The 19945-nt window shown below is 69.5% G+C and carries 18 protein-coding genes; 11 read left to right on the plus strand and 7 right to left on the minus strand.

The window, feature by feature from the left end; all coding sequences use genetic code 11:
* Positions 1-73 precede the first annotated feature (73 nt).
* Complete coding sequence (locus tag ACIF83_RS29220; RefSeq protein ID WP_393465592.1) at positions 74-517, plus strand: MerR family transcriptional regulator; 444 nt, start codon at positions 74-76, stop codon at positions 515-517.
* On the opposite strand, the gene ACIF83_RS29225 is transcribed toward ACIF83_RS29220, so the two are convergent.
* The 3 genes from ACIF83_RS29225 to ACIF83_RS29235 form a co-directional block, all read right to left on the minus strand.
* The gene (locus ACIF83_RS29225) at positions 518-1366 is read right to left on the minus strand and encodes a DUF4429 domain-containing protein (protein ID WP_393465595.1); all 849 of its coding nucleotides are present in this window, start codon (positions 1364-1366) and stop codon (positions 518-520) included.
* Positions 1367-1432: 66 nt separating this feature from the next.
* Positions 1433-2650: an alpha/beta hydrolase gene (locus ACIF83_RS29230; protein ID WP_393465597.1), complete on the minus strand. Its 1218-nt coding sequence runs from the start codon at positions 2648-2650 to the stop codon at positions 1433-1435.
* A gap of 92 nt (positions 2651-2742) precedes the next feature.
* Positions 2743-3369, minus strand: a complete 627-nt coding sequence (locus ACIF83_RS29235) for a TetR family transcriptional regulator (RefSeq protein WP_393465600.1) — start codon at positions 3367-3369, stop codon at positions 2743-2745.
* 67 nt (positions 3370-3436) lie between these two features.
* Between ACIF83_RS29235 and ACIF83_RS29240 the strand changes: the two genes are divergently transcribed.
* Positions 3437-5083, plus strand: coding sequence for an MFS transporter (locus ACIF83_RS29240; RefSeq protein WP_393465602.1), 1647 nt, complete (start codon positions 3437-3439; stop codon positions 5081-5083).
* A gap of 330 nt (positions 5084-5413) precedes the next feature.
* Here ACIF83_RS29240 and ACIF83_RS29245 read toward each other — a convergent pair whose 3' ends face one another.
* Positions 5414-6157, minus strand: coding sequence for a potassium channel family protein (locus ACIF83_RS29245; RefSeq protein ID WP_393465605.1), 744 nt, complete (start codon positions 6155-6157; stop codon positions 5414-5416).
* 74 nt (positions 6158-6231) lie between these two features.
* Positions 6232-8979 carry a pyruvate dehydrogenase (acetyl-transferring), homodimeric type gene (gene aceE, locus ACIF83_RS29250; protein ID WP_399731312.1) on the minus strand — a complete coding sequence of 916 codons (2748 nt, stop codon included), beginning with the start codon at positions 8977-8979 and terminating at the stop codon, positions 6232-6234.
* Between the two features lie 407 nt (positions 8980-9386).
* Between aceE and ACIF83_RS29255 the strand changes: the two genes are divergently transcribed.
* From ACIF83_RS29255 to ACIF83_RS29280, 6 genes are all read left to right on the plus strand, one after another.
* A complete protein-coding gene (locus ACIF83_RS29255) occupies positions 9387-9827 on the plus strand; it encodes a DUF3052 domain-containing protein (RefSeq protein WP_186581706.1) in 441 nt (146 codons plus the stop codon).
* A 148-nt stretch (positions 9828-9975) separates the two neighbouring features.
* A complete protein-coding gene (locus ACIF83_RS29260; protein WP_390850520.1) occupies positions 9976-10434 on the plus strand; it encodes a peroxiredoxin in 459 nt (152 codons plus the stop codon).
* Between the two features lie 139 nt (positions 10435-10573).
* Complete coding sequence (locus tag ACIF83_RS29265) at positions 10574-11149, plus strand: TerD family protein (RefSeq protein WP_393465612.1); 576 nt, start codon at positions 10574-10576, stop codon at positions 11147-11149.
* A gap of 106 nt (positions 11150-11255) precedes the next feature.
* The gene (locus tag ACIF83_RS29270; RefSeq protein ID WP_393465615.1) at positions 11256-11834 is read left to right on the plus strand and encodes a TerD family protein; all 579 of its coding nucleotides are present in this window, start codon (positions 11256-11258) and stop codon (positions 11832-11834) included.
* Positions 11835-11883: 49 nt separating this feature from the next.
* A complete protein-coding gene (locus tag ACIF83_RS29275) occupies positions 11884-13029 on the plus strand; it encodes a DUF475 domain-containing protein (protein ID WP_393465618.1) in 1146 nt (381 codons plus the stop codon).
* A gap of 147 nt (positions 13030-13176) precedes the next feature.
* Positions 13177-13911 carry a Tellurium resistance gene (locus tag ACIF83_RS29280; RefSeq protein ID WP_393466976.1) on the plus strand — a complete coding sequence of 245 codons (735 nt, stop codon included), beginning with the start codon at positions 13177-13179 and terminating at the stop codon, positions 13909-13911.
* Between the two features lie 111 nt (positions 13912-14022).
* Here ACIF83_RS29280 and ACIF83_RS29285 read toward each other — a convergent pair whose 3' ends face one another.
* Positions 14023-14826 (minus strand): TerD family protein, encoded by an 804-nt coding sequence (locus ACIF83_RS29285; protein ID WP_393465621.1) that lies wholly within the window; start codon positions 14824-14826, stop codon positions 14023-14025.
* 177 nt (positions 14827-15003) lie between these two features.
* On the opposite strand from ACIF83_RS29285, the gene ACIF83_RS29290 reads away from it, so the two are divergent.
* From ACIF83_RS29290 to ACIF83_RS29300, 3 genes are read left to right on the plus strand one after another with little or no spacing between them, the layout of a single operon-like run.
* The gene (locus tag ACIF83_RS29290; protein WP_393465624.1) at positions 15004-16170 is read left to right on the plus strand and encodes an HpcH/HpaI aldolase/citrate lyase family protein; all 1167 of its coding nucleotides are present in this window, start codon (positions 15004-15006) and stop codon (positions 16168-16170) included.
* Between the two features lie 22 nt (positions 16171-16192).
* On the plus strand, positions 16193-18757 hold the full coding sequence (locus tag ACIF83_RS29295) for a phosphoribosyltransferase (RefSeq protein ID WP_399731318.1): 2565 nt from the start codon (positions 16193-16195) through the stop codon (positions 18755-18757).
* Positions 18757-19569 carry an HAD family hydrolase gene (locus ACIF83_RS29300; RefSeq protein WP_393465628.1) on the plus strand — a complete coding sequence of 271 codons (813 nt, stop codon included), beginning with the start codon at positions 18757-18759 and terminating at the stop codon, positions 19567-19569. The genes ACIF83_RS29295 and ACIF83_RS29300 overlap by 1 nt, the downstream gene beginning before the upstream one ends.
* A 15-nt stretch (positions 19570-19584) precedes the next feature.
* Here ACIF83_RS29300 and ACIF83_RS29305 read toward each other — a convergent pair whose 3' ends face one another.
* The gene (locus ACIF83_RS29305; RefSeq protein ID WP_393465631.1) at positions 19585-19806 is read right to left on the minus strand and encodes a zinc ribbon domain-containing protein; all 222 of its coding nucleotides are present in this window, start codon (positions 19804-19806) and stop codon (positions 19585-19587) included.
* Between the last annotated feature and the right edge of the window lie 139 nt (positions 19807-19945).

Here is a 19945-nt window from a genome sequence, read left to right on the forward strand (position 1 = left end):
CGGGCCCGTCGTGGGTATTTCTTACCGGGTTCTGCTTGCTTGGAGTGCACTCGAAGGCCATAGCGTGGGGGCCATGACGGTGATGCAGACCGAGGAGAACGCGAGCAGTACCGACATCTGCGCAGCCCCGCCCCGGCGCCACCCCCGCCCCGACGGTCAGGACCGCTACACGATCAGCGAGGTCGTCGCCTTCACCGGCCTGACCGCGCACACCCTGCGCTGGTACGAGCGGATCGGGCTGATGTCCCACATCGACCGCTCCCACACCGGCCAGCGCCGCTACAGCAACCGCGACCTGGACTGGCTGGACTTCGTGACCAAGCTCCGCCTGACCGGCATGCCGGTGGCGGACATGGTCCGCTACGCGGAACTGGTGCGCGAGGGCGAGACGACCTACCCGGAACGCCAGGCCCTGCTGGAATCGACCCGCCGGGACGTGCTGGCCAGGATCGCGGAGCTGCACGACACCCTCTCGGTGCTGGACCGGAAGATCAGCTTCTACTCCACGGAGCGCTGACTACAGCTCGGCCAGCAGTTCCGCCTTCTTCGACGAGAACTCCTCGTCCGTGAGGAGCCCCGCCTGGTGCAGCTCCCCGAGGTGGCGGATCCGCTCGGCGATGTCGGCCGGGTCCCGGCGTGCCGGGGCCGGTACCGCCGGGACCGGACCACGGGTGCGTACGGCCTCCAGGACGGCCGCCGCGAACGGCAGCGACTCGTGCACCGGGCCGTATCCGAGCCCGAAGACCACGGACGCCGGATCCTGGTCGGGCTGCGTCGGCCGGGCGGAGCCGCCCTCGCGGGGCAGCAGCCGTAGATGTCCCTCGAAGACCTCCGGCGACCGCCACTCCACCCCGCTGAGGCCGGCGACCGCGAAGCTCTGGTCCCCGGCCTTCCACTTCGTGGAGGACGCCCCCGTCCAGGACCACCGGAACTGCACGGTCGTCCCGTCGAAGGACGCCTTCCCGTCGTACGCCTTGAACTGCAGCGGTGCCTCCGGCGCGGCCACCAGGTACCGGTCGGTGGGACCGGATTCGGTCAGCAGTACTTTCAGCTCGTCGGCGTAGTACTCGGCGAGCGTCGACCGCTCGGCCGGCAGCGCCAGCCGGTACGGGTCGGATCCCTCGCGCAGTTGCCCGGCCGCCGCCTCCCACAGTGGGTCGGCCCCGACGCGCGGCCGCAGCCGCAGTGCGACGGTGCCGCGCTTGCCCGGCGTGAGAGTCACTTCCTCGAGCGCGGACAGCGGGATCCGCCGCTCGCCCAGCGCCTGGAACAGCTTCGGTGTTCGAATCCCCCGTTCGTAGCGGATGAGCACGGAGTCGGACTCGAACTCCCAGACGGCATGAAAACCCGCCAGTACGTCACCCATGCGGCTCATCGTATGCGGCACGTGCTCCTCCGTCGCCACCCGCGCAGACCGCACTTCCTGCTGTTTCTACGCGCGTTGGGCCATCGACGTGCGGGGCAGACCGGCCCGGCACGCATCGTTCTCGCGTGCGCAGGTGACCGCGTCGTACGCGCCCACCCCGATGTCGGCGAGGTTGCGCAGGCTGTCCGTACCAGGCTGGAAATAGCCTGCGTGACCCTGCGCGTCCCGCGCCGACAGTACCCGCGCGCCGAACGACGAGGAGACCGGGTCGGCGCCGTGCCCGAGCCCGCCGACCTCCAGGTACGGCACGTCCTGCACCCAGTCGGTGGCGTCCCGCATCGCCCACACCCGGGCCGAGGTGCCCAGGCCGGAGGCCTGGCCGACCCGCATGCCGGGGCTCGCGGCCACCGCTATGTCGGTCACCCGGCGAGGCATGCCGTGCGCGGCGACCCCGCAGACCACCGAGCCGTAGCTGTGGCAGAACATCGACACCGGAGCCTTGCCGGGCAGGGCGTCCAGCAGCGCGTTCAGGCGCAGGGCGCCCTCCGCGGCACGATGCCCCGTGGCCGCGTCCACGCCGAGTCCGTCCGGCGCGGTGTAGTCGGCCCAGGCGATCACGGCCGTACGGGTCGTGGGGCTCTGCTCCCGCTCGGCCGCGTACAGGGCCTTGGCCATGCCGACCGGGGCGCTGTACCTGCGGTTCGTGCGCTGGAAGGTGAGCAGGTCGGTGTCGACGCCGGGGACGACGACGGAGATCCGCTCGGCCCTGGTCAGGTTCCCGAACACCTCGGCGACCCGGCCCGACCCCTCGGGGTCGAAGGCGAGGATCTGCCGCTCGGGGTTCAGCAGCGACTCGTAGCGGTGCATACGGCGGCCCGCCTCCTGCTGCCCGGCCGCGCTGAGCCGGCTGTCGTGCATGCGCTTCTTCTCGACCTTGCGCGCCTGCTCCAGCGCGACGTGGTTGGCGCGGTAGCGCAGCGAGACGGGCGCGCCGTTCATGTTGCCGACCGCGAGGGGGTAGCGGTGGGCGAGGCGGTCCTGCTCGTGCGGGGTGAGCGAGGCGAAGAAGCGGGCGAGCCGCGCGGGGGAGCCCTCGGGGTCCGGCAGGTGCAGGCCGTGGATGCTGCCGTGCTCCCACTTGGCGAGCGAGGCCTGCAGCTCGCTCGCTTCCCGGTGACTGCGCAGCGCGGTCCAGCCAGTGGTCGCGAGCATCACGAACACCACGGCCAGCGCGAGCAGCATGCGCCAGACGTTGAGTTGCGGGGAGGTATCGAAGGAAGTCACTGGGAGGACACACTAGGAGAACGGGAGGGTCTCGGGGTAACCGAGTGACAGGTATCACGTTTCGTGAGACGTCGAACGAACCCCGAACGGCCTCAGGTGATACGCCAGTTCCCGGTGAGTGCCGAACCCACCTGATCGAGGTACGACGCGGTGAGTTCGCGGATCGCCTCCAGGCTGAAGTCGTCGCCCGTGCTCCACTGCCGCTCGGTGACCCTTATCACCCCGCCGAAGACGGCCACGGCCAGCCGCGGCCGCGGGTCGGCGTCCACGTCGACGCCCTCCCGTTCGGCGAGCAGCCGCGCGAGGGTCTCCTCCGTGGCCACGGAGCGCAGCAGATGGGCGGCGAGCAGGGACGGGGTCGACTCGATCGTCCGGTACATGCGCACGTACAACTCGACCGGTACGACCGCCTCGACGGCCTCGCGCAGCCCGTCCCAGCCCTCCAGCACGGCCTGCCGCAGCGTCTCCATCGGGGTCTCGTGCGCCGGCCGCTCCCGCACCGCCGCCACGAAGCGGGCCTCCGCCAGGTCCTGGACGGCGAAGGCCACGTCCTCCTTGCCGGCGAAGTAGCGGAAGAAGGTGCGCTGCGAGACATCGACGGCCTCGGCGATCTCGTCGACGGTCGTCCGCTCGTACCCCTGGGTCGTGAACAGTTCGAGGGCGGAGCGCAGCAGAGCGTTCCGGGTGCGCTGCTTCTTGCGCTCACGCAGTGTTTCCATAATGTGTCAGTTACCGACTTGTGAATTGGTTTGTCAATTGTCAGCGGCTGTCACTAGCCTCGAACGCATGACTAGTCAGACCACCATCGACACGACGGGGCCGGGGGACAAGGCGCCGGCAGCCCCGTCGGAGGCGGCCCCGGCCGCGGGGCTGCGCGGGCACCCGTGGCTCACCCTCATCACCGTCGCCGTAGGGGTCATGATGGTGGCCCTCGACGGCACCATCGTGGCGATCGCCAACCCGGCCATCCAGAAGGACCTCAAGGCGAGCTTCGCCGACGTCCAGTGGATCACCAACGGCTACTTCCTCGCCCTCGCGGTCTCCCTGATCACCGCGGGCAAGCTCGGTGACCGCTTCGGCCACCGGCAGACCTTCCTCATCGGTGTGACCGGCTTCGCCGCCGCGTCCGGCGCCATCGGGCTGTCGAACAGCATCGCCGCGGTGGTCACCTTCCGCGTCTTCCAGGGCCTGTTCGGCGCGCTGCTGATGCCGGCCGCGCTCGGCCTGCTGCGGGCCACCTTCCCGGCCGAGAAGCTCAACATGGCGATCGGCATCTGGGGCATGGTGATCGGCGCCTCCACCGCGGGCGGCCCGATCCTCGGTGGTGTCCTGGTGGAGCACGTCAACTGGCAGTCGGTGTTCTTCATCAACGTGCCGGTCGGTCTGCTGGCCCTGGTCCTGGGCGTGCTGATCCTGCGCGACCACCGCGCCGCCCTCGGGCGGAGCCCGGAAAATGGACACAGCGCCCCGCGCTCCTTCGACATCCTCGGCATCGTCCTGCTCTCCGGCGCGATGTTCTGCCTGGTGTGGGCCCTGATCAAGGCGCCGAGCTGGGGCTGGGGCTCCGGCCGCACCTGGCTCTTCATCGCCGCCTCGGCGCTGCTCTTCGCTTTCTTCGCCTTCTGGGAGACGAGGGTCGCCGAACCCCTGATCCCGCTCGGTCTGTTCCGCTCGGTGCCGCTGTCCGCGGGCGTCGTGCTGATGGTCCTGATGGCGATCGCCTTCATGGGCGGTCTGTTCTTCGTGACGTTCTACCTCCAGAACGTGCACGGCATGAGCCCCATCAAGGCCGGTCTGCACCTGCTGCCCCTCACCGGCATGATGATCGTCGGCTCCCCGCTCGCGGGCGCCGCGATCACCAAGCTCGGCCCGCGCATCCCGCTGGCCGGCGGCATGGCCGCGACCGCGATCGCCATGTACGGCATGTCGACGCTCGAGGCCGACACCGGCAGCGGTGTGATGTCGATCTGGTTCGCCCTGCTGGGCTTCGGCCTCGCACCGGTCATGGTCGGCGCCACCGAGGTCATCGTCGGCAACGCGCCCATGGAGCTGTCCGGTGTGGCGGGCGGCCTCCAGCAGGCGGCCATGCAGATCGGCGGCAGCCTCGGTACGGCGGTGCTGGGTGCCGTGATGGCCTCCAAGGTCGACAGCGACCTGCCGGGCAACTGGACCGGTGCGGGGCTGCCGCAGCTGACCCCGGCTCAGTTGGACAAGGCCTCCGAGGCCGTTCAGGTCGGTGTGGCCCCGGTCGCCAAGGGCACCCCGGAGCCGATCGTCGAGAAGATCACCGGCGTCGCCCATGACACGTTCATCTCCGGCATGAGCCTCGCGTCCCTGGTGGCGGCGGGCGTGGCGGCGGTCGCCGTCCTCGTCGCGCTGCTCACCAAGCGGGGGCAGAACGGGGAGGCGGGCGCGGGAGTCGGCCACATCTGAGGTCCCGTCCGGGGCGGATTTCCCCTATCAGGGTGACTCCGCTAAAGATTCCTCGCACTCGGCGCGCGCCGCGGGTCACAGTGGGTCAAGTCCTCCGCAGGACATGGGAGGACGACCGGGCCGCGGCGCGCGCTGCGGAGGGGGCTGCGCGCGCCTTCGCCTTCGGCGATTCGGCCGTGCTTCGTCTGCGGGTCGGTGGGGGCTGGTCGCGCCCACGCGGCGGTAGCCGCATGTCAAACACTGCCCCGCGCCCTGGGGAGTTGCAGCCCCGTCGGCCGCATACGCACCGTACGTACCTGCCCCCGGCCGGCAACAGCACCGGGCGCCGAGTCAACTCCGCTGTGATTCGTGGTTCGCAGCCAACCGAGCCACTTCCGCTCGCAGCAAGCGAACCTCCTCCGTCAGCGAAGCGATCGCCTCCGTCTGCCGCCGCTCCTCCACGTCATCCTTCTCGAACCGGGAGATGAACCACGCGGCGATGTTCGCGGTGACGACACCCAACAGCGCGATCCCGGACAGCATCAGCCCGACGGCGATCATCCGCCCCAGTCCGGTGGTGGGCGCGTGATCCCCGTACCCCACGGTCGTCATCGTCGTGAAGGACCACCACACCGCATCACCCAGCGTCCGGATGTTCCCGTCCGGCGACTCCCGCTCCACCGACAGTACGGCGAGCGACCCGAACATCAACAGCCCGACCACCGACCCGCCGACATAGGTCGTGAGCCGGATCTGCGAGGCCATCCGCGCCCGCCGCCCCACCAGCAGCAGCGTCGACACCATCCGCAGCAACCGCAGCGGCTGCAGCAGCGGCAGCACCACGGCGCACAGATCCATCCAGTGCGTCCGGACGAATTCCCGGCGCCGCCGGGTGAGCGCCAGCCGTATCACGTAGTCCACGGCGAACGCCCCCCACACCGCCCACTCCGTGGCTGTGCACGCGACCGTCAGGGCGCGGCTGGCGGGGTTGTCCACGATCGGTACGGCATACGCGACGGCGAACGCCACCGCGAGCGCCAGCAGCGGTCGTTGGGTGCGCTGCTCCCAACGGGCCTGCGCCGACTGTTCGTTCATGGCCGCATAGTAAAGAAAAAGTAACGGGGGCGGTGCACAGGCACCGCCCCCTCGACCGTTCAAGCCGCGCAGAGCTACGCGTCGCCGCCCGCCGCGCCCGGATGCGCCGCCGAGACGTCCAGCAGCTGGTACCGGTCGATGGCCTGCTTCAGCACGGACCGGTCGACCTTGCCCTCCCGGGCCAGCTCGGTCAGCACCGCCACCACGATCGACTGGGCGTCGATGTGGAAGAAGCGGCGGGCCGCGCCACGGGTGTCCGCGAAGCCGAAGCCGTCGGCGCCCAGCGACTGGTACGTGCCGGGCACCCACCGGGCGATCTGGTCCGGAACCGATCGCATCCAGTCGGACACGGCCACGAACGGCCCCTCGGAACCGCTCAGCTTCTGCGTCACGTACGGCACCCGCTGCTCCTCCTCCGGGTGCAGCAGGTTGTGCTCCTCCACCGCCACGGCCTCGCGCCGCAGCTCGTTCCAGGAGGTCGCCGACCAGACGTCGGCCTTCACGTTCCAGTCCTCGGCCAGGAGCTTCTGCGCCTCCAGCGCCCACGGCACCGCGACACCGGACGCCATGATCTGCGCCGGGACCGAGCCCGCCGTACCCTCGCCGATCCTGTGGATGCCCCTGAGGATGCCCTCGACGTCCACGTTCGCCGGCTCGGCCGGGTGCTGGATGGGCTCGTTGTAGACGGTGAGGTAGTAGAAGACGTCCTCGCCGTGCGGGTGCTCGGCGTCGCTGCCGTACATCCGACGCAGGCCGTCCTGGACGATGTGCGCGATCTCGTACGAGTACGCCGGGTCGTAGGCCACGCACGCCGGGTTCGTCGAGGCGAGCAGCTGGGAGTGGCCGTCCGCGTGCTGGAGGCCCTCACCGGTCAGGGTCGTGCGGCCCGCGGTCGCACCCAGCACGAATCCGCGCGACAACTGGTCGGCCATCTGCCAGAACTGGTCGCCGGTGCGCTGGAAACCGAACATCGAGTAGAAGACGTAGACCGGGATGAGCGGCTCGCCGTGGGTGGCGTAGGCCGAGCCCGCCGCGATCAGGGAGGCCGTGCAGCCCGCCTCGGAGATGCCGTCGTGCAGCATCTGGCCGGTCGGCGACTCCTTGTACGCGAGCAGCAGGTCGCGGTCGACCGCCTCGTACTGCTGGCCGAGCGGGTTGTAGATCTTCGCGCTCGGGAAGAAGGAGTCCATGCCGAACGTGCGGTACTCGTCCGGTGCGATCAGCACGAACCGCCGGCCGATCTCCTTGTCCCGCATGAGGTCCTTGAGGAGCCGGACAAAGGCCATCGTCGTGGCGATGGACTGCTGACCGGTGCCCTTCTTCACGGTCGCGTACGTCTTGTCGTCGGGCAGCTGCAGCGGCTTGGAGCGCACGACGCGCGTCGGGACGTACCCGCCGAGCCCCTTGCGCCGGTCGTGCATGTACTGGATCTCCTCCGAGTTCCGGCCCGGGTGGTAGTACGGCGGCGGGCCGGACTCCAGCTCCTTGTCGGAGATCGGCAGGTGCAGGCGGTCCCGGAAGCCCTTGAGGTCGTCGACCGTCAGCTTCTTCATCTGGTGCGTGGCGTTGCGGCCCTCGAAGTTCGGGCCCAGCGTCCAGCCCTTGATCGTCTTCGCGAGGATGACCGTGGGCTGGCCCTTGTGCTCGACGGCCGCCTTGAAGGCCGCGTAGATCTTGCGGTGGTCGTGACCGCCGCGGCCCAGGTGCAGGATCTGGTCGTCGGTCATGTTCTCGACCATCGCACGCAGCCGGTGGTCGTCGCCGAAGAAGTGCCGGCGGATGTAGTCGCCGGACTCGGTGGCGTAGGTCTGGAACTGGCCGTCCGGGGTCGTGTTCATCTTGTTGACCAGCACGCCGTCGCGGTCCTGGGCGAGCAGCGGGTCCCAGGTGCGGTCCCAGACCAGCTTGATCACGTTCCAGCCGGCGCCCCGGAAGACCGACTCCAGCTCCTGGATGATCTTGCCGTTGCCGCGCACCGGGCCGTCCAGGCGCTGCAGGTTGCAGTTGACCACGAAGGTCAGGTTGTCGAGGCCCTCGCGCGCGGCGATGGTCAGCTGGCCGAGCGACTCCGGCTCGTCCATCTCGCCGTCGCCGAGGAACGCCCACACGTGCGACTTGGAGGTGTCCGCGATGCCGCGGGCCTGCATGTAGCGGTTCATCCGGGCCTGGTAGATCGCGCCCAGCGGGCCGAGGCCCATGGAGACGGTCGGGAACTCCCAGAAGTCCGGCATGGAGCGCGGGTGCGGGTAGCTGGACAGCGCGTTCGGGTACTTCGACTTCTCCTGGCGGAAGCCGTCGAGCTGGTCCGCGCTGAGCCGGTCGAGCATGTACGCGCGCGCGTAGATGCCCGGGGAGGCGTGGCCCTGGAAGAAGACCTGGTCGCCGCCGTCGCCCTCGTCCTTGCCGCGGAAGAAGTGGTTGAAGCCGACGTCGTACAGGGAGGCGGAGGAGGCGAAGGTGGCGATGTGGCCGCCGACGCCGATGCCGGGGCGCTGCGCGCGCGAGACCATCACGGCCGCGTTCCAGCGGGTCGCGTTGAGGATCCGGCGCTCGATCTCCTCGTTGCCGGGGAAGAACGGCTCGGCCCGGGTGGGGATCGTGTTGACGTAGTCCGTGCTGCGCATCTCGGGCACGGCCACGCGCTTCTCGCGGGCCCGCTCGATCAGGCGCAGCATGAGGTAGCGGGCCCGCTCACGGCCCCGCTCGTCCACGGCGGCGTCGAGGGAGTCGAGCCACTCCTGGGTCTCTTCGGGATCGAAGTCAGGAACCTGACTCGGAAGGCCGCCAATGATGATCGGATTGCGATCGGATCCGGAAGCCACGCTGTTCCTTACCTGTCAGAGGGCCACTTTTTTCCTAGTGCCTGCACCGATCCCCATCGTGTACCTCGGGAAGACGTACGTCATCTCTACCGCGGGGTAACCGAGGCGTGGGTCCGGTCAAAACGCAACGATACGCCCGGGCTGTGACGGACTTGGCAAACTTGTTCGAGGCTCGTAGTGCCGGATGATTCCGAACGGCGCAAAGCGGGCACATCGGTGTGATGTGGGTCATGGCGAATCGGGGTACGGTGCCAGAAGTTGCGACGACACGGCCGGGATCGTCACCGTTTCGGCGGTCTGAACGGCCGGGTACTTGCGCGATCCGTCCCGCCCGTGTGGACTACGGCCAATGCTTCGCGCACGCGCGTGGCTGAGATATTCACCAAGACATGATCAGGAGGCAACCCGTGAGCGCGACCGCGGACCACGCGGAGGAGCGGACTAACCCTGCCGCCAGGCTGGGTTTCCAGCCCGGGCAGGTGGTCCAGGAGATCGGCTACGACGACGACGTCGATCAGGAGCTCCGCGAGGCCATTGAGGAAGCCATCGAAGGCGACCTGATGGACGAGGACTACGACGACGTGGCCGACGCCGTCGTGCTGTGGTTCCGTGACGAGGACGGCGACCTGACCGATGTGCTCGTCGATGCCACCACGTACATCGAAGAGGGCGGCGCCATCCTGCTGCTCACGCCGAAGACCGGCCGTACGGGGTACGTGGAGCCGAGCGACATCTCGGAAGCCGCGACGACTGCCGGTCTGACGGCGTCGAAGAGCGTCAGCGTCGGCAAGGACTGGAGCGGCTCGCGTCTGGCGACGCCGAAGGCCGCGAAGTCCGGCAAGAAGTAGACCGCCTCGTCTCTGAGGGCGTCGGACGGGCCGGGAGTACCCGGCCCGTCCGAAAGTCCGCGCTGAACCTGCGGTGATCGCTGCGTAGGGTGGTTCCCGAGCGTTTGCTCGCTCTCACCCGATCAGCCCACCGAAGGGATGCAGGACGATGGCGATCCAGGTCGGCGACAAGGCGCCCGACTTCGAACTCAAGGACAACCACGGCCGCACCGTGAAGCTCTCCGACTTCCGCGGCGAGAAGAACGTGGTGGTGCTCTTCTACCCCTTCGCCTTCACCGGCGTGTGCACCGGCGAGCTGTGCGAGCTGCGCGACAACCTGCCGCAGTTCTCGGACCGCGACACCCAGCTGCTCGCCGTCTCGAACGACTCCATCCACACCCTGCGCGTCTTCGCCGAGCAGGAGGGCCTGGAGTACCCGCTGCTCAGCGACTTCTGGCCGCACGGCAACGTCTCGCGTGCCTACGGCGTCTTCGATGAGGACAAGGGTTGCGCCGTCCGCGGCACCTTCATCATCGACAAGGAGGGCGTCGTGCGGTGGACCGTGATCAACGGCCTGCCGGACGCGCGCGACCTGAACGAGTACGTGAAGGCGCTCGACACCCTGTGATCCGGCCTCGGGGCCGACACCTGTGAGTCATCGGGTCCAGGGTCTGCGGGGGGCGGGAACCCGTCACTAGGATCGGCACGTTGATCCCATATCCGAGCACGACGGGGCTCCCCGCCCCTGGACACCATATGGAGGACTCGTGGGAGTCAGCCTCAGCAAGGGCGGCAACGTATCGCTGACGAAGGAGGCCCCGGGCCTGACCGCCGTCATCGTCGGTCTGGGGTGGGACGTGCGCACCACGACCGGCACCGACTTCGACCTCGATGCCAGTGCGCTGCTGCTGAACACCTCCGGCAAGGTCGCGAGCGACCAGCACTTCGTCTTCTTCAACAACCTCAAGAGCCCCGACGGCTCCGTGGAGCACACCGGTGACAACCTCACCGGTGAGGGCGAGGGCGACGACGAACAGATCAAGGTCAACCTGGCCGGCGTCCCGGCCGACGTCGACAAGATCGTCTTCCCTGTTTCGATCTACGACGCAGAGAACCGCCAGCAGTCCTTCGGCCAGGTCCGCAACGCGTTCATCCGCGTCGTCAACCAGGCGGGTGGGCAGGAGATCGCCCGCTACGACCTCAGCGAGGACGCCTCGACCGAGACCGCCATGGTCTTCGGCGAGCTGTACCGGCACGGCGCGGAGTGGAAGTTCCGCGCCATCGGCCAGGGATACGCCTCCGGCCTGCGCGGCATCGCCCAGGACTTCGGCGTCAACGTCTGATCCCAGCAGGGTTCCGACGCCCTTACCGTCCGGCGCCGCACCGTTTACGGTCGGCGCCGGACGTGCAGGACAACCAGGGAAGCACCACAAGGGGAGGACCAGCATCATGGGCGTCACGCTCGCCAAGGGAGGCAACGTCTCCCTCTCCAAGGCCGCACCGAACCTCACCAACGTCATGATCGGGCTCGGCTGGGACGCGCGCTCCACCACCGGCGCCCCCTTCGACCTGGACGCCAGCGCCCTGCTGTGCGGCGCCGGGAACCGGGTGCTGGGCGACGAGTGGTTCGTGTTCTACAACCAGCTCACGAGCCCCGACGGATCGGTCGAGCACACCGGCGACAACCTCACCGGTGAGGGCGAGGGCGACGACGAATCGATCCTGGTGGACCTGACCAAGGTCCCGCTCCAGTGCGAGAAGGTCATCTTCCCCGTCTCGATCCACCTGGCCGACGAGCGCGGCCAGACCTTCGGACAGGTCTCCAACGCCTTCATCCGCGTGGTCAACCAGGCCGACGGCCAGGAACTGGCCCGCTACGACCTCAGCGAGGACGCCTCCACCGAGACCGCCATGATCTTCGGAGAGCTCTACCGCTACCAGGGCGAATGGAAGTTCCGTGCGGTGGGACAGGGGTACGCGTCCGGGCTGCGCGGCATCGCTCTAGACTTCGGAGTCAACGTTTCGTAAAGCCGAGTACGGCGCGGGGGAGACCCGTACCAACACGATGGGGTAGCCAGTGCTTCTGAAAACCTTCGGCTGGTCGTTCGCGGTCACCGCGATCGGTCTGGTCGCTGCGGTCTTCTACGGGGGGTGGGAGGCCTTCGGCATCGTGGCGATCCTCTCCGTCCTGGAGATCTCGCTCTCGTTCGACAACGCGGTGGTCAACGCCGGAATCCTGAAGAAGATGAATGCCTTCTGGCAGAAGATCTTCCTCACGGTCGGCGTTCTCATCGCGGTCTTCGGCATGCGGCTGGTCTTCCCCGTCGTCATCGTCGCGATCAGCGCCAAGATGGGCCCGATCGAGGCCGTCGACCTCGCTCTCAACAACAAGGACCGCTACCAGGAGCTGGTCACGGACGCCCACCCGGCGATCGCGGCCTTCGGTGGCATGTTCCTGCTGATGATCTTCCTCGACTTCATCTTCGAGGACCGGGACATCCAGTGGCTGCGCTGGATCGAGCGGCCCCTGGCCAAGCTCGGCAAGGTCGACATGCTGTCGGTCTGCATCGCCCTGATCGTCCTGCTCATCACCTCCTTCACCTTCGCCACCCATGCCCACCAGCACGGCGGCGCCCACGTCGACAAGGCGCAGACGGTGCTGATCGCCGGCATCGCCGGTCTGATCACGTACATGATCGTCGGCGGGCTCTCCGGCTACTTCGAGGACAAGCTGGAGGAAGAGGAGGAGCGTGAGCACGAGGAGGAGGAAGAGGCCGCCCGCACCGGGAAGAAACGTTCTCCGGTGGTCCTGGCCGGCCAGGCCGCGTTCTTCATGTTCCTCTACCTCGAGGTCCTGGACGCCTCCTTCTCCTTCGACGGGGTGATCGGCGCCTTCGCCATCACCAACGACATCGTCCTGATGGCGCTGGGCCTCGGCATCGGCGCGATGTACGTCCGTTCGCTGACGGTCTACCTGGTCCGCCAGGGCACCCTCGACGACTACGTCTACCTGGAGCACGGCGCCCACTACGCGATCGGCGCGCTGGCCGTGATCCTCATGGTCACCATCCAGTACGAGATCAACGAGGTCGTCACCGGTCTCGTCGGCGTCGTCCTGATCGCCTGGTCCTTCTGGTCCTCCGTCCGCCGCAACCGCGCACTGGCGGCCGCGGAGGGGGAGGCGGGCTCGGACGAGAAGGCCGAGATCCCGTCCGGAGTCTGACGTCCGGCGGCCCCTGAGCGCCCCCTACGGGCAAGATCAGGGACGTGACGGGGTGTGGCATCCCGTCCGGTGAGGAACGCTCTGTTCGGGGCGGCCGACGTGGTCGGCCGCCCCGACGGCGTTCGGGACGAGTACGTGGGGGCGGGAATGGGGTTCTTCGACGGGCTGCGGGGCAGCCGGGCCGAGTTCGACTCGGGCAGCGCGGCGAGCAACGCGATCGAGCTGACCCGGCGGCACCACCAGGTGTCGCTCACCAAGCAGGACGCGGCCACCGGCCATCTGCGCGTCAATCTGACCTGGCGGATGCGGACCACCGACTTCGACAGCAACCAGCGCACCAGCCTCTTCCGGCACCCCTTCAAGGCGCTCAAGCCGCCGGAGGTGCTCGGGCACGGGCAGAGCATGGTCAACGTCGACCTCGACCTGGGCTGTCTGTACGAGCTGACCGACGGCACCAAGGGGGTCGTCCAGCCGCTCGGCGGCTACCTCGGCGATGTCAACGCACCGCCGTACATCAAGCTCAGCGGGGACGACCGGTTCGGGTCGGCGTCCGGCGAGACGATGTACATCAACCTGGACCACCGGGACGCGATCAAGAGGCTGCTGGTCTTCGTGTACATCTACGACCAGACGCCGGCGTTCGACCGTACGCACGCGATCGTGACCCTTTACCCGAGCAATGGTCCTCGTATCGAGATAGGCCTGGACGAGCGGCATCCTCAGGCCCGGTCATGTGCGGTTGTGATGATCGAGAACGTGAAGGGGGAGCTGGTCGTCCGGCGTGAGGTGAAGTTCGTGTACGGGTTCCAGGGGGAGCTGGACCGGTTGTATGGGTGGGGGCTGACGTGGGGGCGCGGGTACAAGTCCAAGGTGGAGAAGTGACGCCGCGCCGACGCCGGTCCGCCCAAGAACTCGGGGTGCCCGGTGCGGAGGCGGGTGCGGGTCCGTCGTGGTTTCTCGCGCAGTTCCCCGCGCCCCTGGGTTGGCCGTCCCCTAGCGGCCGATGAATTGTGGTCCCTGAGGGGGCAGGTTGAAGTTCGGGTCCGGGGCTGTCAGGGCCGGCTGGGGATAGCCGTAGGCAGGCTGCTGCGGTGACGTCGGCTGGGGGTAGCCGTAGGCCGGCTGCTGGGGTGACGTCGGCTGCGGGTAGCCGTAGGCCGACTGGGGCGGGACCGTCGTCGGCTGCTCGGGGGGCAGGGGCTGGGACGTGGTTTCGGGCAGCGGCTGGGGCTGCTGCGCCTCCTCCTCCGGCTCCGACTCGTCCACCGAGATGCCGAAGTCCGTGGCGAGGCCCTTCAGGCCGTTCGAGTAGCCCTCGCCCAGCGCGCGGAACTTCCAGCCCTCCCCGCGCCGGTACAGCTCGCCGCAGATCATGGCGGTCTCCGCGCCCGTCTCCGGCTTGATCTCGAAATGGGCCAGTGGCTCGCCGTCGACGACGGCGGCGTCGTACAGCACGATGCACAGGGCCGGGACGCGGTCGAAGGACTCGCCGTCCGCGGAGGCGACCAGCAGGATGCGGCCGACGCCGGACTCGACCCCGGAGAGATCTGACTGGATGGTGTCGGTCAGGCCCTCGGTGATCCGCTTCTTGCCCAGCCGCCAGACCTTGCCCGAGGGATGCCGGGGCTGGTTGTAGAAGACGAAGTCCTCGTCGGAGCGCACCCGGCCGTCGGTGCCCAGCAGCAGCGCCGAGGCGTCCACGTCCGGGACTCCCTGCCCGGGGGTCCAGCGCAGCACGGCCCGCACCGTGGTGGCTTCGAGCGGGACGTTCGACCCCTTCAGCATCGCGTGCGTCATGCGGTCATCCTGCCTTCTTGGTCCTGGCCACGACAATGCGGGGGGTGTTGCTGCCGACACGGGCGAGTTACCGGAAATTCATGCCCGAGGGGAACCTCCGACATGGATCCCTACGTACTATTACCGGCCACCCTTTACCCATTCCACAAGCTCGGCTTGCGCGCACCGAGGAGTCATATGCGTCATTTCGGGCACATCGCCCCCGAGGTACGGCAGCGCCTCTTCCACCAGGAGCCGTGCGAGTTCACCGCCGACTCCCCGGCCCGGCTGCTCTCCGCGGCCCTGGGCGCCACGCTCTACAGCCCGGCAACCCGGCCGCGGCTCGCCGACGACATCGTCAAGCAGACCGGCAACGGCGTGGTCTCGATGGTGCTGTGCCTGGAGGACTCGATCGACGACGCGGACGTCGTGGCCGGCGAGGAGAACCTCGTCCGGCAGTTCGCCGACCTCGACTCCCGCGCGGGAGCGGAACCGCCCCTGCTCTTCATCCGGGTGCGCGCCCCCGAGCAGATCCCCGACCTCGTACGGCGCCTCGGCGCCACCGCGCGGCTGCTGTCCGGCTTCGTCATGCCGAAGTTCACCGAGGAGCGCGGCCTCCCGTTCCTGGAGGCCCTCACCACCGCCGAGGCCGAGAGCGGGCGCCGGCTGTTCGCCATGCCGGTCCTGGAGTCGCCCGAGCTGCTGTACCGCGAGTCCCGGGTGGACACCCTGGAGGGCATCGCCCGCGCGGTCGACAAGTTCCGCGACCGCGTGCTGGCCCTGCGCCTCGGCGTCACCGACTTCTGCTCCTCCTACGGCCTGCGCCGGGCTCCCGACATGACCGCCTACGACGTCCAGGTCGTCGCCTCCGTGATCGCCGACGTGGTCAACATGCTCGGCCGGGCGGACGGCACCGGCTTCACCGTGACCGGGCCGGTCTGGGAGTACTTCCGGGTCCCCGAGCGCATGTTCAAGCCGCAGCTGCGGCAGAGCCCGTTCCTCGAGGTCCAGGCCGTCGAGCTGCGCGAGAAACTCATCGAGCACGCGATGGACGGCCTGCTGCGGGAGATCTCCCTCGACCAGGCCAACGGCCTGCTCGGCAAGACCTGCATCCACCCCTCCCACGTGCTGCCCGTGCACGCGCTGTCCGTGGTCAGTCACGAGGAGTTCAGTGACGCCCAGGACATTCTGCGGCCGGAACGCGGCGGCGGGGGTGTACTCCGGTCGGCCTACACGAACAAGATGAATGAAGTGAAGCCGCATCGCGCCTGGGCCGAGCGGACCCTGCTCCGCGCCGAGGTCTTCGGCGTCGCACGCGAGGACGTCGGCTTCGTGGAACTGCTCGCCGCCGGCATACCCGCCTGACCCTCTTCAACCCAAGGAACGCATGAAGAACGCAGTGAACGACGGGGTCTGGTCCGGCACCTGGGTCGCCGAGCGGCTCGGAGTCGGACTCGAGGGCGACGACGGGCTCCAGGCCCTGCTCGGGCTGGCGCTGCGGCGCAACCCCAAGCGGGCCCACCTGCTGGTCTCCCACGTGCTCGGCAAGCACGTACCGCAGTCGCCGTCCGTGGTCTACGGCCACGGCTTCCGCCTCGGCCGCCGGGTCCGCGAGCTGCTCGGCGAGACGGAGGCCGCCTCGGCGGTCGTCCTCGGCTACGCGGAGACCGCCACCGGCCTCGGCCACTCGGTCGCCGACGGCCTGGGCCTCGCCCCGTACCTGCACTCCACGCGCCGCCCGGTGGCCGGGGTCGCCCGGGCGGGCGGCTTCGAGGAGTCCCACTCCCACGCCACCTCCCACCTGCTGCTCCCCGAGGACGCGGGGCTCCTGGCCGGAGATGGGGCGTTGGTGCTGGTCGACGACGAGTTCTCCACCGGGAACACGGTGCTCAACACCATCCGTGACCTGCATGAACGTTATCCGCGGCGGCGGTATGTGGTGGTGGCCCTGGTCGATATGCGTTCTGCTGAGGACTCTGCCCGCCTGGCCCGGTTCGCCACGGAGATCGGGGCGCGGGTGGATGTTGTCGCCACGGCGTCCGGGACCGTGCGGCTGCCGGACGGTGTCTTGGAGAAGGGGCAGGAGCTGGTTGCGCGGTACGCGTCTGCCGAGGAGGCGTCGGCGGCCGGGTGCGGGTCCGTTGTGGCTGGTCGCGCCCGCGCGGCGGAGCCGCATGATGCCTCGCCCCGCGCCCCTGAAGGGGCGCACCAGCCGGACCACGTCGCATGGGCGCCGTCGCCTCGGCACGGCGGACAGATCACCCGCGTCGACCTCCACTGGCCCCCCGGCCTCCCCGACGGTGGTCGGCACGGGTTCACCCCCGCCCACCGGGCCCGGCTGGAGGCCGCGCTGCCTGCCATGGCCGCGCGGGTCGCCGAGGCGCTGCCCGCCGACGCCCGGCGGGTGCTGGTGCTCGGCTTCGAGGAGCTGATGTACGCCCCGCTGCGGATCGCCCGGGAGCTGGAGCAGGTGATCCTCGCCGAGGTGCGCTTCTCCACCACCACCCGCTCGCCCGTCCTCGCGGTCGACGACCCCGGCTACGCGATACGCACCCGCCTGGTCTTCCCCGCCCACGACGACCCGGCCGACGGCCCCGGCGAGCGGTACGCCTACAACGTCGCCGGTGCCGGCTTCGACGCCGTCGTCGCCGTGGTCGACTCGGTCGCCGACACCCCCGCGCTGCACGCCCCCGACGGCCTGCCGGCCCGCCTGGCCGCACACACCCCGCACGTCCTGCTCGCGGTCGTCCCCTCGTACGTCCCCGAGCCCCTCTCCTCCCCCGAAAGGCCGGCCATGCTGCCCGAGCCCCTCCGCGGCCCCGCCTTCTCCTCGTACGCCCCCGAAGAGGTCGGCTGGCTGCTGCAGGACCTCTCGGACGTGACCCTGGAGGCGCCGACCGAGGAGCGCGAGGAGGCCATCCAGAGCGGCGGCGCCCACTACGCCGAGTCGCTGCCGGTCGAGTACCAGCCCAGCGACCAGTACCAGGAGCTGTTCCACAGCGCCCTGGACGCCTCCGCCGCCCGGATCGCCCAGGCCGTCGGTGTCGTGACCGAGACCGTCATCGCCGAGCGGTCGCCCCGCCCGGTGCTGGTCTCCCTGGCCCGCGCCGGCACCCCGGTCGGCGTGCTCATGCGCCGCTGGGCCCGGTTCCGGCACGGCCTCGAACTCCCGCACTACGCCGTCTCGATCGTCCGCGGCCGCGGCATCGACGCCAACGCCCTGCGCTGGCTGGCCGCCCACCACGACCCCCGGGACGTCGTCTTCGTCGACGGCTGGACCGGCAAGGGCGCCATCACCCGCGAACTCGCCCAGGCCATTGAGGAGTTCGAGGACAAGGAGGGCATCACCGGCTTCGACCCGGAGATCGCGGTACTCGCCGACCCGGGTTCGTGCGTGCGCACCTACGGCACCCGCGAGGACTTCCTCATACCGTCCGCCTGCCTCAACTCGACCGTTTCCGGGCTGATCTCGCGTACGGTCCTGCGCGCGGACCTGGTCGGCCCGAACGACTTCCACGGCGCGAAGTTCTACCGCGAACTCGCCGGCGCCGATGTCTCCGTGGCCTTCCTCGACGCCGTCTCCGCCTGCTTCCCCGAGGTAGCCGACACCGTCGACGCGGCGGCCAAGGAGCTGATGGCGGAGGACCGCACCCCGAGCTGGGAGGGCTGGCGGGCCGTCGAGCGGATCAGTGAGGAGTACGGCATCCACGACGTCAACCTGGTCAAGCCCGGCGTCGGCGAGACCACCCGGGTGCTGCTGCGCCGGGTGCCATGGAAGATCCTGGCCAAGGCGGGTGCGGGCGCCGACCTCGACCATGTGCGACTGCTGGCCGAGCAGAGAGGGGTTCCGGTGGAGGAGGTCGGCGAGTTGCCGTACACCTGCGTGGGGCTGATCCACCCCAAGTACACCCGGGGCGCCACGGGCGCCGACGGCAAGGCGGTGAACGTCTGATGCCGGTGCTGGTGGCGAGCGACCTCGACCGCACGCTGATCTACTCCTCGGCGGCCCTCGCGCTGACCATGCCGGACGCGCGGGCGCCCCGGCTGCTGTGCGTCGAGGTCCACGAGAGCAGGCCGCTGTCCTACATGACCGAGACGGCCGCCCAGCTGCTGACCGACCTGGGCGACACGGCCGTCTTCGTGCCGACCACGACCCGCACCCGCAAGCAGTACCAGCGCATCAACCTGCCCGGTCCGCAGCCGGCCTACGCGATCTGCGCCAACGGCGGGCACCTGCTGGTCGACGGCGTCACGGACCAGGACTGGCACGCACAGGTGCTGGCCAGGCTCGCCGAAGAGTGCGCGCCGCTGGAGGAGGTCCGCGAACACCTGATGGCCTCCGCCGACCCCCTCTGGGTGCGCAAGCACCGGGTCGCCGAGGACCTGTTCGCCTATCTCGTCGTGGAACGCGAGCTGCTGCCCGAGGAGTGGGTGAAGGAGCTGGCGGCCTGGGCGGAGAACCGGGGCTGGACGGTCTCGCTCCAGGGCCGCAAGATCTACGCCGTCCCCAAGCCGCTCACCAAGAGCGCGGCCGTACGCGAGGTCGCCCGGCGCACCGGCGCCCACCTCACCCTGGCCGCCGGGGACTCCCTGCTCGACGCCGACCTGCTGCTGGCGGCCGACCGGGGCTGGCGCCCGGGCCACGGCGAGCTGGCCGACAGCGGCTGGAGCGCACCGGAGATCAGTGCGCTCCCCGAGCGTGGCGTGCTGGCCGGGGAGCGGATCGTTCGCGAGTTCCTGCGGGCCTCCCGCCCGAAGGCCTGACCCGCACGGCCGGCGTCAGCCGCAGCAGCCTCCGCCGCAGCAGCCGCCCCCGCCCCCGCCCGCCCGGGGCGCCGGGGCCGGCGCGGCGGACGTGCCGCCCACGGCCACCGTCGACAGCAGCTTGACCGTGTCGTCGTGGCCCGCGGGGCAGGCGGCCGGCGCGCCGGACTCCGCCATCGGACGGCTCAGTTCGAAGGTGTCACCGCACGTACGGCAGCGGTACTCATAGCGAGGCATGCGCACAGGTTAACCGGAGTGGCGCTTGTCACAGCACCTCAAAGTTTTATGAGTGTTCGCTTCTGCCCGAAACTTGTGCGGAGGTTTTGAAAAGATCGCTGATAACTTAGCTTAGCCGCGAGGAGCCGTAAGACCGGGG

Origin of the sequence: Streptomyces sp. NPDC085866 (assembly GCF_044541035.1) — a bacterium.
GTDB lineage: Bacteria > Actinomycetota > Actinomycetes > Streptomycetales > Streptomycetaceae > Streptomyces.

What these genes read in the sequence shown, in the direction of transcription:
- ACIF83_RS29220 (WP_393465592.1), top strand. Translation starts at nt 74, where the DNA reads ATGACGGTGATGCAGACCGAGGAGAACGCGAGCAGTACCGACATCTGC.
- ACIF83_RS29225 (WP_393465595.1), bottom strand. Translation starts at nt 1,366, where the DNA reads ATGGGTGACGTACTGGCGGGTTTTCATGCCGTCTGGGAGTTCGAGTCC.
- ACIF83_RS29235 (WP_393465600.1), bottom strand. Translation starts at nt 3,369, where the DNA reads ATGGAAACACTGCGTGAGCGCAAGAAGCAGCGCACCCGGAACGCTCTG.
- ACIF83_RS29240 (WP_393465602.1), top strand. Translation starts at nt 3,437, where the DNA reads ATGACTAGTCAGACCACCATCGACACGACGGGGCCGGGGGACAAGGCG.
- ACIF83_RS29245 (WP_393465605.1), bottom strand. Translation starts at nt 6,157, where the DNA reads ATGAACGAACAGTCGGCGCAGGCCCGTTGGGAGCAGCGCACCCAACGA.
- ACIF83_RS29260 (WP_390850520.1), top strand. Translation starts at nt 9,976, where the DNA reads ATGGCGATCCAGGTCGGCGACAAGGCGCCCGACTTCGAACTCAAGGAC.
- ACIF83_RS29270 (WP_393465615.1), top strand. Translation starts at nt 11,256, where the DNA reads ATGGGCGTCACGCTCGCCAAGGGAGGCAACGTCTCCCTCTCCAAGGCC.
- ACIF83_RS29280 (WP_393466976.1), top strand. Translation starts at nt 13,177, where the DNA reads ATGGGGTTCTTCGACGGGCTGCGGGGCAGCCGGGCCGAGTTCGACTCG.
- ACIF83_RS29285 (WP_393465621.1), bottom strand. Translation starts at nt 14,826, where the DNA reads ATGACGCACGCGATGCTGAAGGGGTCGAACGTCCCGCTCGAAGCCACC.
- ACIF83_RS29290 (WP_393465624.1), top strand. Translation starts at nt 15,004, where the DNA reads ATGCGTCATTTCGGGCACATCGCCCCCGAGGTACGGCAGCGCCTCTTC.
- ACIF83_RS29295 (WP_399731318.1), top strand. Translation starts at nt 16,193, where the DNA reads ATGAAGAACGCAGTGAACGACGGGGTCTGGTCCGGCACCTGGGTCGCC.
- ACIF83_RS29300 (WP_393465628.1), top strand. Translation starts at nt 18,757, where the DNA reads ATGCCGGTGCTGGTGGCGAGCGACCTCGACCGCACGCTGATCTACTCC.
- ACIF83_RS29305 (WP_393465631.1), bottom strand. Translation starts at nt 19,806, where the DNA reads ATGCCTCGCTATGAGTACCGCTGCCGTACGTGCGGTGACACCTTCGAA.